This is a genomic window from Prevotella sp. TCVGH (assembly GCF_023522295.1).
Classification (GTDB): domain Bacteria; phylum Bacteroidota; class Bacteroidia; order Bacteroidales; family Bacteroidaceae; genus Prevotella; species Prevotella timonensis.
Genome location: NZ_QFFX01000024.1, coordinates 27,939 through 45,102, shown reverse-complemented (window position 1 = coordinate 45,102; position 17,164 = coordinate 27,939). Strand labels below are relative to the sequence as shown.

Genomic DNA, 17,164 nt, shown 5'->3' with positions numbered 1-17,164 from the left:
GTGTAGCTCGCTACACTCCTTCACTCTCTTGCATTTTGACCTCAAAAATAAGCTCAAAATCTAACAAAGCTAATTTACAGAACCAGCCTTAAAAGCGAACAAAGAAGGCTTATCAATCTATTGTAAAGATTGGAATAGCAGAAGAACTCAAAAACGGAAATCGTATCCTTTTGCTATATCCAAGAAGCGGAAGATGAGGGATTCAAACCCCCGATACCCAAAAAGGGTATACCGGATTTCGAGTCCAGCGCATTCGGTCACTCTGCCAATCTTCCTAATTTGCCTTGCAAAAGTAAACATAATTCTGCAATCTCCAAAATTTTAGACCATTTAATTCTTAGGGAACAATTCAACGTCAACGCACCAGCTCTGTTTGTATGGATAAGAATAAACGTTCTCCAACATCACCTCAAAAACTTACTTTCTTTTTGGTTTTGTCTTCGTTCCACACGATAATAACAAGGTTGTTTGTTAGTTAAGGGCTGGTTCTATAAATTACCACCGCATATAGTCATTAAAATTTTATGAAATACGTTTTGTTATCTTTTGGCTTCTTTTTGGTTCAAAATGTAAGATTGTTCAGTCGTGTAGCTCGCTACACTCCTTCACGCTCTTGCATTTTGACCTCAAAAATAAGCTCAAAATCTAACAAAGCTAATTTATAGAACCAGCCTAAAATCTTTGGTTATTTTCAGAAAATATTTTACAACACCCCTTGCATAGCTGCGATATTTTCAACTACCTTCCTCCTTCGTTCAAAATATTGAAATTATGAGCACTTTTCATAAAGTGTTGTATTTCAGTATGATATATAAATTTGGAAGAAATTCGGCTCCTCAAATAGTCTTTTTTTTCTTGAAAAACATCACTTCAATACGACTATTAACATGCTTCAAGCACTTTAAGTCGTGTTATTAGTGCCCTTATAACATGTTTCCAATCGCCTTAACTCAATGCTATAGGACAGAAAACAAGTTTTCTTGGCCGTTTTTGTGCATAATAGCATAGAATTTGTGGCTTGATTTTTTCTATTTTGTCTTTTTTCAACGCTCATTTTATTGTCATTTTTTAGGACAAATTACACAAATAAAAAACTGATAAAAAATAAGAAAAAGCAGAAATTTTCGTGTCTCTTATATTCGTCAAAAAAGATGAGAAGTTTACAAATCGTTTGGGATTTTCTACCGAGTTCATTAAAATCTTGGCACCCGTTGTAAGTGCGTATAGCAATTGTGTGGCTACCAATATGAATCCTTTTAGTCCTCAAAATTAGTAAACAAACAGCAAACTGAAAAAGAAGATATAAGTTTGTTAATGATAAGTTTTTTTGTTACCTTTGCGCTCTAAATAACAAAACATATCTAATAAAGTATATTTATGGGTAAAAGATTTGCCGAACATCAAGGTTTGAATTTGAAGAAAACTAACGAAGAGATATTGGCGAAATGGGAAAAGAACGACATTTTTCATCGCTCTATCAAAGAAAGGGAAGGCTGTCCACAATTTATATTCTTTGAAGGTCCTCCCTCGGCAAATGGACACCCTGGTATTCATCACGTGTTGGCACGTGCGATTAAAGATACTTTCAATAGATACAAGACGATGCAGGGTTTTCATGTCTTGCGCAAAGCAGGATGGGATACCCATGGACTGCCTGTTGAGTTAGGTGTTGAGAAAGAGTTGGGCATTACTAAAAAGGATATTGACAACAAAGCATCCGAACACTACATCTCTGTTGAAGATTATAACAGAAAATGTCGGGAAAACGTCATGAAATTCACGGAGGAATGGCGTCGCTTGACTGAAGAAATGGGCTATTTTGTAGATTTAGACCACCCATATATCACTTATGATAATAAATATATAGAAACCCTTTGGTGGCTTCTAAAACAATTATATAACCAAGGTCTATTGTACAAAGGTTATACCATACAACCCTATTCACCTGCTGCTGGAACGGGATTGAGTTCACACGAACTTAATCAGCCCGGATGTTATCGTGATGTGAAAGATACGACTGTCACAGGTCTGTTCAAACTTACTCCTGATAGTGTGGCACAGTTGGATGAAGCGCAAGACTTAAATTCATGGGGAGATACCTATTTCATCGCATGGACTACCACGCCATGGACGCTTCCTTCTAATACAGCACTGTGTGTGGGTCCAAAGTTCGATTATGTTTCGATACAGACTTACAATCCATATTCAGCCCAGCCAATAAACATCATCATGGCGTACGAAAGAGTGAGTGCATATCTTTCCACAGAGGGTGAAGTGGCGAAGGATGTCGACTTGCCTGCTTTTAGTAAGGGAGACAAAGTAGTACCCTACAAGATTATCAATCACCACAAAGGTGAGAAACTTGAAGGACTTCATTACGAGCAACTGATGCCTTGGGTAAAACCCACGGAAAAGGTGGACAGCAATGCTGCACCATTCATCACCAAGTATGCTCAGGCTCATCCCGACAAAGTATTTGTGGCAGAAAATAACAAAGATCACTTTGTTGAAATGGAAAGTGAAGCTTTCAGAGTGATTCTTGGCGATTATGTTACCACTGACGATGGAACAGGCATCGTACATATCGCACCTACCTTTGGTGCTGATGATGCTAAAGTGGCAAAAGATGCACATATACCAGCACTTTATCTCATCAACAAAAAGGGAGAAACTCGCCCGATGGTCGATCTTCAAGGAAAATACTACAACCTTGTAGAACTGGATCAAAATTTTGTGGATAAATGTGTTGATGTTGTTGAATACCACAAGCATGAGGGAGACTATGTAAAAAATGCTTACGATCCTCAATTTAATCCAAATGGTATTTGGGATGTAAAAGCTTCAGAAAAAGCCGATGATTTAAACATCGTGATGTCATTGGAAATGAAAATGGAAGGCTCTGCCTACAAGATTGAGAAACATGTACATAACTATCCTCACTGTTGGCGAACCGATAAACCTATCTTATATTATCCGTTGGACAGTTGGTTTATCAAAGATACTGCGAAGAAAGAACGTATGGTAGAGCTCAATAATACCATTCGTTGGCAACCAGAGTCAACAGGAACAGGAAGATTTGGTAACTGGTTAGAGAGCCTGAATGACTGGAACTTGAGTCGTAGTCGTTTTTGGGGAACGCCTTTGCCTATTTGGCGAGATGACGAAAAAGGGGAGAAATGTATAGGTAGCTTAGTCGAATTGTACGATGAAATAGAGAAAAGTGTTGCTGCAGGACAAATGAGTTCAAATCCAATGAAGGAAAAAGGATTTGTGCCAGGTGATTTCTCTAAAGAAAATTATGATAAGGTAGACTTGCATCGTCCCTATGTCGATCAGATAGTACTTGTCAATGACGAGGGGAAACCAATGTATCGCCAATCAGACTTGATAGATGTGTGGTTTGATAGTGGGTCTATGCCTTATGCCCAATTGCACTATCCATTTGAAGGAGAAATGGCAGAAGGAGTTTCCCTGAAGAATGCAGAAGGACAGACACTGACAGGCGAGGACGCTCGTCAGGCGATGGTACAGAGTAATTATATCGGTACACCGATTCCACCAGCTTTCTTCCCCGCAGACTTCATTAACGAGGGCGTGGACCAAACACGTGGATGGTTTTTTACGCTCCATGCCATTGCCACCATGGTATTTGATTCCGTAGCCTTTAAGAATGTGATTTCAACAGGTTTGGTTCTTGATGCCAAAGGCAATAAGATGAGCAAACATTTGGGGAATGTCAAAAATCCGTTTGATATGATTGAACGGTATGGAGCTGATGCTGTTCGGTTCTATATGATGACAAACTCAAGTCCATGGGATAATTTGAAATTTGATGAAGAAGGAGTGGATGAGGTTCGTAGGAAGTTCTTTGGTACACTCTACAACACTTATTCATTCTTTGCACTATATGCAAATGTCGATGATTTTCAACCGACAGGCTGTTTTGATAAGACAAAGTTAAAAGATGCGCCAGAAATTGATAGATGGATTATTTCGAAGTTGCACTCTCTCATCAAAGGAGTGGAAGATGATTTGAATAACTTTGACCCAACTCGAGCTGGGAGATTGATAGATACCTTTGTGAATGACGACTTAAGTAACTGGTATGTACGCCTTAACCGCAAACGGTTCTGGGGTAAGGAAATGAGCGAAGATAAATTGTCCGCTTATAACACCCTGTATGAGTGCTTATTGACCATTAGCAAACTTGCAGCACCGTTTATACCTTTCTTTTCAGATCAACTGTATGCAGATTTGGGTGGAGCATTAGCAAGTGTTCACTTGGATAAATTCCCCAAAGTAGACCAGTCGCTCATTGATGAGGACTTGGAAGCAAGAATGGAGATTGCACAAAAGCTAACCAGTATGGTTTTGGCACTACGAAGAAAAGTAAATATCAAAGTGCGACAACCACTCCAGCAAATCATGATTCCTGCAACAAGCGAAGAACAAAAACGCAGAATTGAAGCAGTTGCCGACTTGGTGAAAAATGAAGTGAACATCAAAGAAGTGAACTTTATTGAGGGACAAGGAATGCTTGTCAAAAAAATAAAGTGTAATTTCCGCACTATGGGAAAGAAGTTTGGCAAACTTATGAAAGGCATTGCGAACTATATGGATAATGTATCACAAGATGATATTGCAATGCTTGAAAAGAACGGTCAGCTAACTTTCTCTGTAGACCAGCAAGAGGTAACCGTTAGTCGGGAGGATGTTGAGATCGTGAGTGAAGACATTCCAGGATGGTTGGTTGCTAATGAGGGAAATCTAACTGTTGCTTTAGAGGTTGAATTAACCCCAGCATTGAAGAAAGAAGGAATCGCTCGTGAACTCATCAATCGTATTCAAAACTTACGAAAAGAAAACAATTTTGAAATTACCGACAGGATTGATGTGGTCATTTCACCAAATGAAAACAGTGATGCAGCAATTCAAGATTACAGTGATTACATCAAAAGTCAAGTTCTTGCTAATCAAATTAAAATCAACGAGAACGATGGAGTAGAGACTGATTTTGATGATTTCCAACTTCATATCCTCATTGAAAAAAAGAATGTAATATAAAAGAGAATAGAGTTTGAAGAACTCAATTGATTAATTAGATTGATAAAATTTATCTGTATGGAACAGAAAAAACGTTATAGCGATGCGGAACTTGAAGAGTTCCAGGCTATTATAAACGAGAAATTAGCTTTGGCTCGTAGAGATTATACCAGCATGATGAAGCAAATCATGAATGAAGATGGGAATGACACTGATGACACGTCTCCTACCTATAAAGCATTGGAAGAAGGAAGCACGACACAAACTAAAGAAGATTTGGTTCAGATGGCGGCTCGTCAACAAAAATTCATTCAAGGTTTGGAAGCAGCATTGGTTCGAATAAAGAATAAAACCTATGGAATTGATCGTATCACGGGCGAGTTGATTCCAAAAGAACGTTTAAGAGTAGTACCTCATGCTACTTTAAGCGTTGCATCTAAGAATGCAAGGAAACATTAATATTTTCTCTATTGCATTCTAATTAACTCAACGGAGTATGAAAAGATACATCACAGACGGAAAGCTGGCTGTCATTATTGTCGTATTGATACTGTTGATAGATCAAATCATAAAGATTGCGGTCAAAACCAATATGGCGTTGGATGATTCCATTCGGATTACCAATTGGTTCTATATTAGATTTATAGAAAATAACGGAATGGCTTATGGCATAACCTTTATCAACAAATTAGTCTTGAGCCTATTCAGGTTAGTAGCTATTGGCGTGATTATCTTCTATATGACCAAACTCTTGAAGCGACCACATACGAAGGGTTATATTATCTGCCTTTCTATGATTCTGGCAGGGGCTATGGGAAATATTATCGACTCTATGTTCTATGGGTTAATCTTCACACCTTCAACTCCCTATCAAGTTGCAGAGCTTGTTCCTTTTGGTTCAGGATACTCTTCTTTTTTACATGGTAAGGTGGTAGATATGTTTTATTTCCCTCTTATTGTGTCTACATGGCCTAATTGGGTTCCCCATTTTGGAGGACAAGACTTTATTTTCTTTTCTCCAATTTTTAATTTTGCCGATGCTTGCATCAGTGTTGGGGTGATAATCCTTTTGCTTTTTTATCGCAAAGATTTAGAGAATATTGGCAGTACTATTCAAGATAAAGAAACATCGATTAGCAAAAATGAGTAAGAAACTTCTTACATATTGTTTATGTTCGATATTCTATTTGCTGACATTGATATCGTGCAAGCCCTCTGTTCCGAAACAATACATTCAAGAGGATAAAATGGAGGATATTTTATACGATTACCACTTGGCGGATGCGATGTACAGAGGAAATTATGAAGATGCTTCTTTGATGTTAAAATACAAGGCTGCTGTCTTAAAAAAACATGGTGTTTCAGAAGCTGAATTTGATTCATCAATGGTTTATTATACGCGTCACACCCGACTCCTGCAACATATTTATGAATCTTTATCAAATAGAATGAGTAAAGATGCTCTTTCTTTGGGTGCTTCAGCAAGTCAAGTCAATAGATATCAATTGAACTCTGCCAGCGGAGATACCGCTAATATTTGGCGTGATAATCGGTCAATGGTTCTCAGTCCTTACAGACCTTTTAATGTAAGTTCTTACACTATTCAGGCAGATTCAACATTTAAGCCTGGCGATCGACTTTTTCTTAATTTCGATGCTCAGTTCATTTATCAAGATGGTACACGTGATGCGGTGGCTATCATGGCAGTAAAATTCAAAAATGACAGTGTTGCCACTCAAACTCTTTATGTATCTACGCCGAATCACTATACTACGCAAATTTCAGATGACAATAATATTGGCATTAAAGAGATACGGGGTTATTTCTTATTGAATAATAACAATCCAGCAGATGCTTATAGTACAACATTCAAGCTCATGATATTGACCAACATCTCTTTGGTGAAAATACATGTACAAAAGAAAAAGACAAAGCAGCAATCTGATTCACTAAATGTGGATAGCACGCTCATGCATGACTCTCTGAGAGCTGCCCCGAATCGAGGAATGCAACCAAAAAGGAGAGAGGTTGACGCTTCTCGTCCAGTACAAAGTGTGTCTCAATAATAAATTATAATCATCAAAAAATACTTAAACTTTATATCTATGAAAAGAACGAAGCAAATTTTTCAAATCCATGAGCATCTAACACGGGCTATCGCTTTTATAGCTTTATTCGTCGCTCTCCTTTTTAGTTCTCAAACAACAAACGCATGTACCAACTTTATTGTCGGGAAAAATGCCTCTGTTGATGGTTCTGTCATTTGTACGTACAATGCCGATGACTATGGACTATTTATCGGACTTAATCATTTTCCTGCAGGAAAGCATCAAGCAGGTACAATGCGTGATATTTATGATTGGGATTCCAATGTTTATCATGGACAGATACCAGAAGCAGCCGAAACCTATAATGTGATTGGGAATATCAATGAATACCAAGTAACCATAGGTGAAACAACTTATGGAGGTCGTGAAGAAATGGTAGATACAACAGGTATCATTGATTATGGTTCACTGATTTACATTGCGTTGCAAAGATCTAAGACCGCCAGAGAAGCGATTCGTATTATGACAACTCTGACTAATCAATATGGATATAATAGTGAGGGGGAAACTTTCACCATTTGTGATCCAAATGAGGCTTGGATTATGGAGATGATGGGTAAAGGTCCTGGAAGCAAAGGAACCGTATGGGTAGCGATACGTATTCCTGATAATGCGGTATGTGGTCATGCCAACCAAAGCAGAATTGGTAAATTTAATATGAAGGATAAAAAGAATGTTCTCTATTCTAAAGATGTTGTTGAGTTTGCGAGGAAGAAAGGTTGGTACACTGGTAAAGATGCAGATTTCTCATGGAAGGAAGCTTATGCAAAACCTGATTTCTCTGGACGTAGGTTTTGTGATGCGCGAGTTTGGAGCTTCTTCAATCACTTTCAAGATATGTCCAAGTATTTGCCATGGGCGTTAGGTAAAGATCCAAATGCAGAAGATATGCCGCTATGGATTATCCCTGAAAAGAAAGTAAGTATTCAAGACGTACAGGCTTGCATGCGCGATCACTATGAAGGAACACCCTTGGCAATAGATAGTGTTGATATCGGAGGAGGTATTTGGCAAATGCCTTATCGTCCAACACCACTAAAGTATAAAGTTGGTGAGCAGACCTATTTTAATGAAAGACCAACATCCACCCAGCAGTCAGGATTTACTTATGTAAGTCAGATGCGAAGTTGGTTGCCTCGAGAAATAGGAGGATTGCTCTGGTTTGGCAATGACGATGGAAATATGATAGCATATACGCCTATTTATTGTGGAAACACATCGCAGCCTGAATGCTATCATACGCCGGGAGCAGATGCTGTAACATTTTCTGATAAAAATGCCTATTGGGTGTGCAATTGGGTAAGCAATATGGTCTATCCTCGTTATCAACAAATGTTTCCAGATGTGAAAGCTGTTCGTGACTCGTTAGAATTGTCATATTTCAAAAAGCAACATGCAGTGGAAGAAGAAGCTTTACGTCTGTATAAAAACAACAAGGCAGAAGCAATCCAGTATCTCAACCAATATTCTAATGAGACAGCCCAACAGATGCTAAGTCGTTGGAAACAATTGGCTATCTTCTTAATCGTTAAATACAACGACATGGCTGTTAAACCTGTGAAGAACGGACAATTCACGAGAACCAAAACAGGATTAGGTTCACGAGTAAAGCGACCTGGTTTCCCCGCTTCATATGCCAAAGAAATTGTTAGACGAACAGGCGATAAATATTTAGTTCCTTCGGAAAAATAGCATTTATAAGATAGAACTCTATATGCAACTAAACAAGTAGGAGATAAACACACTAATGGTATTTATCTCCTACTCGTTAGATTTCTTATCCTAAATACTTCATGAGGATTTTTGCATTACCACTGTCACGGAGCTTGGCAATACTCTTTTCTCTAATTTGTCGAACACGTTCACGGGTTAACCCTAATTGATCGCCAATTTCTTCGAGTCCCTTTTCGTGACATCCAATGCCGAAGCATTCTTTAATAATAGTTATTTCGCGATCTTTCAGCACCTTGTTTAATACGGTGTTAAGCTCTTGTGCCATTGATTCATGGTCAACCTGTCTGTCCGTCCTACTGTCATCTCCACTTGGCATGACATCCAACATGGTGTTATCTTCACCGTCTTGAAATGGCGCATCAATGCTTACGTGATGCCCGTCTGCCATCATACTCTGTCCAATCTTCTCTTCGTCGATGTTTGTTGCATCAGATAATTCTGTGATAGAAGGGCGTCTATGATGTTCTTGTTCGAATCGGTTGATTTCGTGATTAATCTTATTAAGTGATCCTACTTGATTCAATGGAAGTCTCACAATGCGACTTTGTTCCGCAATGGCTTGTAAAATACTTTGTCGAATCCACCAAACAGCGTACGAAATAAACTTGAAACCACGTGTCTCATCAAACTTTTGAGCGGCTTTAATAAGCCCTATATTGCCTTCATCAATTAAGTCTGTCAGGGTAAGTCCTTGATGTTGGTATTGTTTTGCTACAGATACGACGAATCTTAAGTTGGCTGTAACAAGCTTATCCTTTGCTCTTTCGCCTTCTGGTCCGCCCTTTTTAATCTTTTGAGCGAGTTCTATTTCTTCGTCGATAGAAATCAAAGGGGCACGACCAATCTCCACTAAATACTTATCTAATGCTTCACTTGAACGATTGGTAATACTCTTCTGAATTTTTAATTGTCTCATCTTTGATATCCTTACTTCTAACTTTTGATTACAATATATTTATATACGCACGAAAAATGTGTGCAGAAAATCTGTACAAAGGTAAGGAAAAATAACGAGAATAACGAATGATGTTGTTTGTAAAATATTTAAATAATTATAAAAAGAGCTGTTATCTGGTAAATATAACAGGGTTGTTGTTCCTAATGGCTGTATTTGCGGACCATTTCATCTATCGATTAGTCTTTGATGTGGATAAGTGAGTTCGTGAGAATAGCCGCTAATCCACCTGTTGTAATACCAGAGGAAAATATATTCCGAATGGTCTCAGGCATTTGATTAAGAATGTCAGGTACCATTTCAACACTTAATCCTAAGGAAAAACTAATCGCCATAACAAGTATGGCTTTTCGGTTAATTTTGGTAGCGGCAATAATCTTAATGCCAGCTGCGGCAACGGTACCAAACATCAAGAGGGTAGCACCTCCTAAAACGGGAGCAGGAATTAAAGAGAAAACAATTCCTACTGCAGGGAACAGCCCCAGCAATATTAAAGCTCCTGCAATGTAATAACCCACATATCTACTTGCTATTCCTGTGAGTTGAATCATGCCATTGTTTTGAGCAAAAATGGAATTTGGGAATGAATTAAATATGGCAGCCAACATTGAGTTAAAACCATCGGCAAGAATACCACCAGCGGCTCGCTTTTCAAACGTACGCCCTTGAATGGGTTCACCCGAGATAAGGGAGTTTGCTGTGATGTCACCATACGCCTCAATTGCTGTGATGAGATATACTAATCCTAAAGAGATGATTGCCGAAATATCAAACCTAAAACCATATTTGAACGGTATAGGAATGTTGAACCCACCATAATCTTGTGTCGCATCGAATGGTATCATATCTAAAAAATACGCTACAACGCAGCCAATGGCTAATCCTAAGACGATAGAACTCATTCTTAAGATTTTGTTTGACGAACGATTAAAGAAAATGATGGCAAACAAAACCAACGCAGCCAATCCCAAATTCATTAACGACCCAAAGGTTCCGTTAGCTTCAGCCGCTGCTCCGCCACCACAAGCGTTAATGCCTGCTTTGATGAGAGACATACCTATGAGCGTAACCACAATTCCAGAAACCAGCGGAGTGATAATTTTTTGAGTGTATTTCAAAATTCGACTTACAAACATTTCCACCACTGAAGCAAACATACAAGCTGTGAATATGTAGGCTAATGCCAATTCTGTATCTATTTTTCCACCAATCATGCCTAACATGCCAGCACCAATAATGGGCCCAATAAATGAAAAGCTTGTTCCTTGAATACAAAGCAGTCCTGTTCCTATCGGACCAATGCGATGACACTGTATAAAGGTGGCAACGCCAGAAACAAATAATGACATAGATACAAGAAAGCCTGTTGTATGAAGGTCAAAGCTCAGTGCGTTTGAAATGATTAAAGGCGGTGTGATAATTGCCACAAAAATAGCCAAAAGATGTTGCAGCGCTGCAAACAAGGCTTCTCTAAGTTGCGGCTTATCATGTAGACCATAAATTAAATCGGTTTGATGATGAAGGATAGGCTCTTGTGGTTTTGTTGAAGTCGTCATTTGTCGCTGGTGTTGTGAGTTAATCAATTCCTTTCAATTTGATTTTACAGTCATCGAGTGATTCAATCATCGCCAATGATTCGCATCTAACGCCTGCCGCTTCAATCACTTCACGACCATGCTGAAAAGTCTTCTCAATAATAAACCCCATGCCTACCAATTCTGCTCCTGCTTGTTGACAAAGGTCGATGATTCCTTTTGCTGCATTACCGTAAGCAAGGAAATCATCAATAAACACAACCTTGTCTTGTGGGGTCAGGTAGTCTTTGCTAATAACTACATTATATTCCCGTTGCTTGGTAAATGAGAATACTGTAGTGGATAAGATGTTGTCCATGGTCGAAGCTTTCTTTTTCTTCGCAAACACAACAGGAAGATCCAACAAGAGTCCCATTACAATGGCGGGTGCAATACCTGAAGCTTCGATGGTTAATATTTTATTGATTTCAGTAGAACTGTATCTTTTAATAAACTCAATGGCAATAGCTTTCATTAAGTTGGGATCCATTTGGTGATTGATAAACTTGTCTACTTTTAGAATCCCACCAGGATAACAACGCCCGTCTTTCAAGATACGGTCAATTAATGTTTTCATTTGAGCTGCATTTTTGTAATGCGTGCAAAGTTACTAAAAAGATGCAAGAGCTAAGCAAAAATGCTTAGTATTTTGTATGGATAATGCACGACTTTTTTATTTAAGATAGGGTGGCTTATCGTAAAAAATAATCTTTTTTCTTTTATTTCAGCACCGTGTCTAACGAATAAACTGCATCACATTGCTTCCCTCGTTTGCTGCAATAGTAATTACACATCAATAAAAGAGTTGCGTTTTTTCTTGTTATTTTTGCTAAAAACATCAGACGTTTTTGTCCTGTAATTTTACCAAAAAACGACCATCTAAAATCTTCAAAATAGAAAAATTTAATAGGCAAACGATATATAAAATTACGCTGATTTTACAAAAATAAACGCCTTTTCAAGTTAGAACATTAACTTAACAGCCTTGGAAACACTCATTAGAGGTGTTATTTACATGACATAACAGCCTTAAAGCATGCAAATTGCAGGCTTATCTTAATGCTTTAGCCGCTAATGAACGGTAAAAAAGGGAGTGAAAATATGTTCTTTATGTATAATATGTTCAATATCAACGTGTTATAAAAGTCTCTCATAATTCGCGTATTTGCGACCAACTTTGCCGTTGGATGTTTTCACGCGAGTTATGAGAGATACTTTGTAAAGAAAATTCAGCATTTATTTTCTTTGAACAAGGCAGTGCATCACCAATTTTACCAACGCTTTTTTATGATTGGATTTCATTGAATGATAATGGCTATAACAGAAGCCAAAAGCAGATTGTTCTTTACAATAAACCCCTTTCTTTAGCGAAATCTGCAGTTTCTTTGGTGTGAAATAAGAGATACAAACATTTGCGATGTAAATAAAAATAATTATCTTTGCAAACTGAACAAATACACTTCATAATGAAAGCTCTGCGGGTTTGAACAACCCTACAGTGGAGGTGAAAAATGGAGATGATACCCTATATCGCTTGTTAGTAACGACTGACAAGGAGAGGAGGGTGTCTCTGTTTTTTAACCCTTTGGAGGAGCATTCATGGGTGTGTTGATGTTTCAATTCAGGTTTTTTCTTGTGCGACGAGGGATAAGTTTTTTCGCTATCAAGTTACTTTTTTCTGTTTATTGAAATCCAGAATCGCTCACTTCGTTCAACATGAGATGAAATCTCACCTATAATATTCATGATTTAATTTTATATTTATGACAAATCGCAAAGTGGCTCTTATTACTGGTATTACCGGACAAGATGGAAGTTATCTTGCAGAGTTTTTGATTGATAAGGGATATGATGTACATGGTCTTCTTCGCCGTAGCTCATCTTTCAACACAGGACGTATAGAACACTTGTATTTAGATGAATGGGTGCGGGATATGAAACAGTCTCGCTTAGTGAATTTGCACTGGGCTGACATGACCGATTCGTCCTCTCTCATTCGTATCATTGGTGAGATTAAACCTACCGAAATCTATAATCTTGCAGCACAGAGTCATGTCAAAGTGAGTTTTGATGTTCCTGAATATACGGCAGATACGGATGCCATAGGTGTACTCAGACTGTTGGAAGCAGTGCGTATTTGCGGCTTAGAAAAGAGTTGTCGCATCTACCAAGCCAGCACTTCCGAACTTTTTGGAAAAGTTCAAGAGGTGCCACAGAAAGAAACCACCCCCTTCTATCCACGTTCGCCCTACGCTGTGGCAAAACTCTATGGCTTTTGGATTATGAAGAATTATCGCGAGAGTTACGGCATGTATTGTTGCAACGGCATTTTGTTCAATCATGAAAGCGAGCGGAGGGGTGAGAATTTCGTGACCCGCAAGATTACCTTGGCAGCTGCACGTATAGCGCATGGGTTGCAAGACAAACTGTATTTAGGTAACTTGGACGCTCGACGCGACTGGGGATATGCGCCCGATTATGTACAATGTATGTGGTTGATGCTGCAGCAAGAGCAGCCTGACGATTTCGTCATTGCCACAGGCGAATATTATAGTGTGCGCGATTTCGCTACCTTGGCATTTCATCATGCTGGCATTGAACTTGAATGGCGTGATAAGGGGATGAATGAAAAAGGCATTGACAAGGCCACTGGCAAAGTGCTGGTAGAGGTGGATCCCAAATATTTCCGACCCGCAGATGTCGAACAATTGCTCGGTGATCCAACAAAGGCGAAAGAACAGTTAGGCTGGAATCCTCGCCAAACCAGCTTTGAAGAACTGGTTAAAAAGATGACAGAGTATGATTTGGAAAATGTGAAATAGTAAGGAAAATAGTTTTTTCTTTCCAGATTACCTAGTATTCCTAGGTTTCCTAGTATCCCTAGAAAATTTAGAAGACCTATTCATCAATCATGGCATTATCAAAAACATCTAAGATATACGTTGCTGGGCATCACGGCTTAGTGGGTTCAGCGATATGGAAGAATCTTGAAGCAAGAGGATACAGCCAGCTGATAGGGCGCAGTCATAGCGAATTAGATTTAACCAATCAGCAAGCCGTTGACGACTTTTTCAAGACAGAACGTCCTGATGCAGTGGTGTTAGCCGCTGCCTTCGTGGGAGGTATCATGGCGAACAGTCTGTACCGAGCCGACTTCATCATGCAAAACATGATGATGCAATGCAACGTGATTTCGTCAGCTTATAAATATGGTGTGAAAAAACTACTCTTCTTGGGTTCCACCTGCATCTATCCAAAGAATGCACCACAGCCCATGAAAGAAGACGTGCTGCTTACTTCGCCATTGGAATATACCAACGAAGAATATGCCATTGCCAAGATTGCCGGACTGAAGATGTGCGAGAGTTATAACCTACAATATGGCACGAACTATATTGCGGTGATGCCCACTAATCTATATGGTCCCAATGACAACTTCCACTTGGAGAACAGTCATGTGATGCCTGCCATGATGCGCAAGATCTATTTGGCTAAACTGATTCATGAGGATAACTGGGAAGCCATTCGGGTGGACATGAACAAGCGACCGATTAATCCTGTTAAGGCTTTGGCAGAGCAGATAGGAAAAGACAATGTTGACGGCGAGTGTAGTAAAGAACGCATCTTGCAGGCATTGAAGTTTTATGGCATAGAAAACAATAAGGTAACCCTTTGGGGAACAGGCTCGCCATTGCGTGAGTTCCTTTGGAGTGAGGATATGGCAGATGCTTCGGTACACATCCTTCTAAATGTAGACTTTAAGGACATCATCGGTATTGAGAAGTATTCGAGCGTGTTTTACGGCACTGCTACCGATGGTGAGGTAAATCGAAACAATAGCGAGGGACGTGGTGGTGCTATTCCCTCACTTGGCGAGATACGCAACTGTCATATCAACATAGGTACGGGAAAGGAACTAACCATTAAGCAACTCTCCGAACTTATTGTACGAACCGTTGGTTTTACAGGAATCGTTGTGTGGGATGAAAGTAAACCCGACGGTACTCCGCGCAAACTCATCGATGTGTCAAAGTTGCACTCTTTGGGTTGGACGCACAAGGTGGAAATAGAGCAGGGCGTGCAATGGTTGTACGACTGGTACAGGCAATCGCTGCAAGGATAAAGATAAGGGATAGATTTTAGCGAGTCTGATTCGTTTATCAACTTAATAACAGAGGAACACTTCCATTCAAATCATTACTCATGAAAACGTATGTAAATCTTTGCCTGTTATGGTTGATACTGTTATTTCTTGGGACGGTAGAAACTCATGCACAAAGGTTTTATTTTAAAGAGTTGTTCAAAAATTGCGTGTATAAAAATAGAAAGCATACTCCGCAAACATTTTATGCAGCAGATAAATCTTACGGTCATCAATGGAAATTGACAGTAGATGGAGCGCTTGCTGATAGCGATGTGGATTGCCTGCATGTGGGGAAACAAGAAGAAAAATCTCAGATTATTTGTTTAGAAACCACAACACCGTTTAAGGATGTGGATTTGGTAAGAGTGTCCACATATATAGCAAAAGGACGAAAAGGGAGAGGTTACGAAGTAAGCATGACCCTCGGTTCGGATAAAGAGAAATTCAGTGATACACGTAAATACACGAAAAAGAAAGAAGATCTCAATGATGACTTAAGTAATTTTTATATTACTGAGGGTAACATAAATAGTGGAACTCTTACGGTTGAAATGAAAGGGGAAAAATATGAAAAAGGAGCTTTATATTTGTTTTTTATAGAAGTTGCCTCCATTTTATCCGATCAGCACGAGCTACAAAGCCAACACATCAAATCTGAAGAGATTTATTCATATCAAGTGCAGCGCACTTTCTCCAAAGACTATTGGAATACCCTTTGTTTGCCGTTTGATGTGGAGGAGAGTCAAGTGCAGGAATTATTTGGAAACACCCATAGATTAAGAACTTTTACGGGAAATATAGATGCGAATGGTACGATGATTTTTGCAGAAGCAAAGGAAATAAAAGCAGGTGTTCCCTATCTGCTAAAGCCTGCAAAGACAGTAGAGAACCCTGTTTTTACGAATGTCATTTACACCAATGCTATGCCTACTGTAGTGAGCGATCCAACGGGAGCTTTCTGTTTCGTGGGTGCTTTTAACCCCACGGAGCTACAAACAGACGGTACAGAACTATTCCTTGGAAACGGTGACAAACTGTATAAACCCTCTTCGTCGCATAACAGAATGAATGGTATGCGTGCATTCTTTAGAATAAAGAAAAATTCAAACGCATTATCAAATGGCAAATACGCCATACGGTTTGATGACGAAACCACCGCTATCATGGATATACTTCCTGAATTGAAATCACATAACTCTCGTACTTACAATTTGCAGGGAATGATAGTGGACGATAGTCAACCTCTGCCACCAGGCATTTACGTCAAGAATGGAAAGATAATATGTGTATGTAAATAAGATATAGTCGTGCGTCAAATTTATATAACTCCACATATAGATGTTTTATGCGTCGATAGCACAATTCATCTGTTAGAAGAATCGGGCAAGTCAGGAGTAAACAATGAAGGTAATGTAGATACTACAGGAAGCACTAATGAGTGTGACGCCAGTGGTGCGCACTCCAAACTTTTTGAGTTTGAAGACGAAGACTCTTCTTGGGACGATCATTGTTGGGAGTAAGACAAATGCTATTTTCTATAGTTAGTATCTCTCTCTCTTATAATAATAGGTAACGATTTATAGAACAAGCCTTAAGTCAGATAACA

Annotated in this window: 12 protein-coding genes and 1 tRNA gene; 9 read left to right on the top strand and 4 right to left on the bottom strand. The window is 39.0% G+C overall.

What is annotated here, in order from left to right:
• Positions 1-187 precede the first annotated feature (187 nt).
• Positions 188-275: transfer RNA gene (locus DEM91_RS06375), tRNA-Ser, on the bottom strand.
• Between the two features lie 1,102 nt (positions 276-1,377).
• Between DEM91_RS06375 and ileS the strand changes: the two genes are divergently transcribed.
• From ileS to DEM91_RS06350, 5 genes are read left to right on the top strand one after another with little or no spacing between them, the layout of a single operon-like run.
• Positions 1,378-5,064, top strand: coding sequence for an isoleucine--tRNA ligase (gene ileS / locus DEM91_RS06370; RefSeq protein ID WP_249858344.1), 3,687 nt, complete (start codon positions 1,378-1,380; stop codon positions 5,062-5,064).
• A gap of 57 nt (positions 5,065-5,121) precedes the next feature.
• Complete coding sequence (locus DEM91_RS06365) at positions 5,122-5,502, top strand: TraR/DksA family transcriptional regulator (RefSeq protein WP_025072231.1); 381 nt, start codon at positions 5,122-5,124, stop codon at positions 5,500-5,502.
• A gap of 37 nt (positions 5,503-5,539) precedes the next feature.
• Positions 5,540-6,193, top strand: coding sequence for a lipoprotein signal peptidase (locus DEM91_RS06360; RefSeq protein ID WP_195252280.1), 654 nt, complete (start codon positions 5,540-5,542; stop codon positions 6,191-6,193).
• Entirely contained in the window at positions 6,186-7,109 is a 924-nt protein-coding gene (locus tag DEM91_RS06355; protein ID WP_195252279.1) for a DUF4296 domain-containing protein, read from the top strand. The genes DEM91_RS06360 and DEM91_RS06355 overlap by 8 nt, the downstream gene beginning before the upstream one ends.
• Positions 7,110-7,148: 39 nt before the next feature.
• Positions 7,149-8,843: a dipeptidase gene (locus DEM91_RS06350; protein WP_195252278.1), complete on the top strand. Its 1,695-nt coding sequence runs from the start codon at positions 7,149-7,151 to the stop codon at positions 8,841-8,843.
• A gap of 85 nt (positions 8,844-8,928) precedes the next feature.
• On the opposite strand, the gene DEM91_RS06345 is transcribed toward DEM91_RS06350, so the two are convergent.
• The 3 genes from DEM91_RS06345 to xpt form a co-directional block, all read right to left on the bottom strand.
• Entirely contained in the window at positions 8,929-9,801 is an 873-nt protein-coding gene (locus DEM91_RS06345) for an RNA polymerase sigma factor RpoD/SigA (RefSeq protein WP_008125841.1), read from the bottom strand.
• A 218-nt stretch (positions 9,802-10,019) separates the two neighbouring features.
• Entirely contained in the window at positions 10,020-11,396 is a 1,377-nt protein-coding gene (locus DEM91_RS06340; protein ID WP_025072227.1) for a nucleobase:cation symporter-2 family protein, read from the bottom strand.
• Positions 11,397-11,415: 19 nt separating this feature from the next.
• The gene (xpt, locus tag DEM91_RS06335) at positions 11,416-11,991 is read right to left on the bottom strand and encodes a xanthine phosphoribosyltransferase (RefSeq protein WP_025072226.1); all 576 of its coding nucleotides are present in this window, start codon (positions 11,989-11,991) and stop codon (positions 11,416-11,418) included.
• A gap of 1,186 nt (positions 11,992-13,177) precedes the next feature.
• Here xpt and gmd point away from each other — a divergent pair.
• From gmd to DEM91_RS06315, 4 genes are all read left to right on the top strand, one after another.
• A complete protein-coding gene (gmd, locus tag DEM91_RS06330) occupies positions 13,178-14,236 on the top strand; it encodes a GDP-mannose 4,6-dehydratase (protein WP_025072225.1) in 1,059 nt (352 codons plus the stop codon).
• An 89-nt stretch (positions 14,237-14,325) separates the two neighbouring features.
• Positions 14,326-15,537, top strand: a complete 1,212-nt coding sequence (locus DEM91_RS06325) for a GDP-L-fucose synthase family protein (protein ID WP_249858343.1) — start codon at positions 14,326-14,328, stop codon at positions 15,535-15,537.
• A gap of 188 nt (positions 15,538-15,725) precedes the next feature.
• Positions 15,726-16,856: a hypothetical protein gene (locus DEM91_RS06320; RefSeq protein ID WP_249858342.1), complete on the top strand. Its 1,131-nt coding sequence runs from the start codon at positions 15,726-15,728 to the stop codon at positions 16,854-16,856.
• Between the two features lie 9 nt (positions 16,857-16,865).
• Entirely contained in the window at positions 16,866-17,078 is a 213-nt protein-coding gene (locus DEM91_RS06315; RefSeq protein ID WP_195252273.1) for a hypothetical protein, read from the top strand.
• The last annotated feature ends 86 nt before the right edge of the window (positions 17,079-17,164 follow it).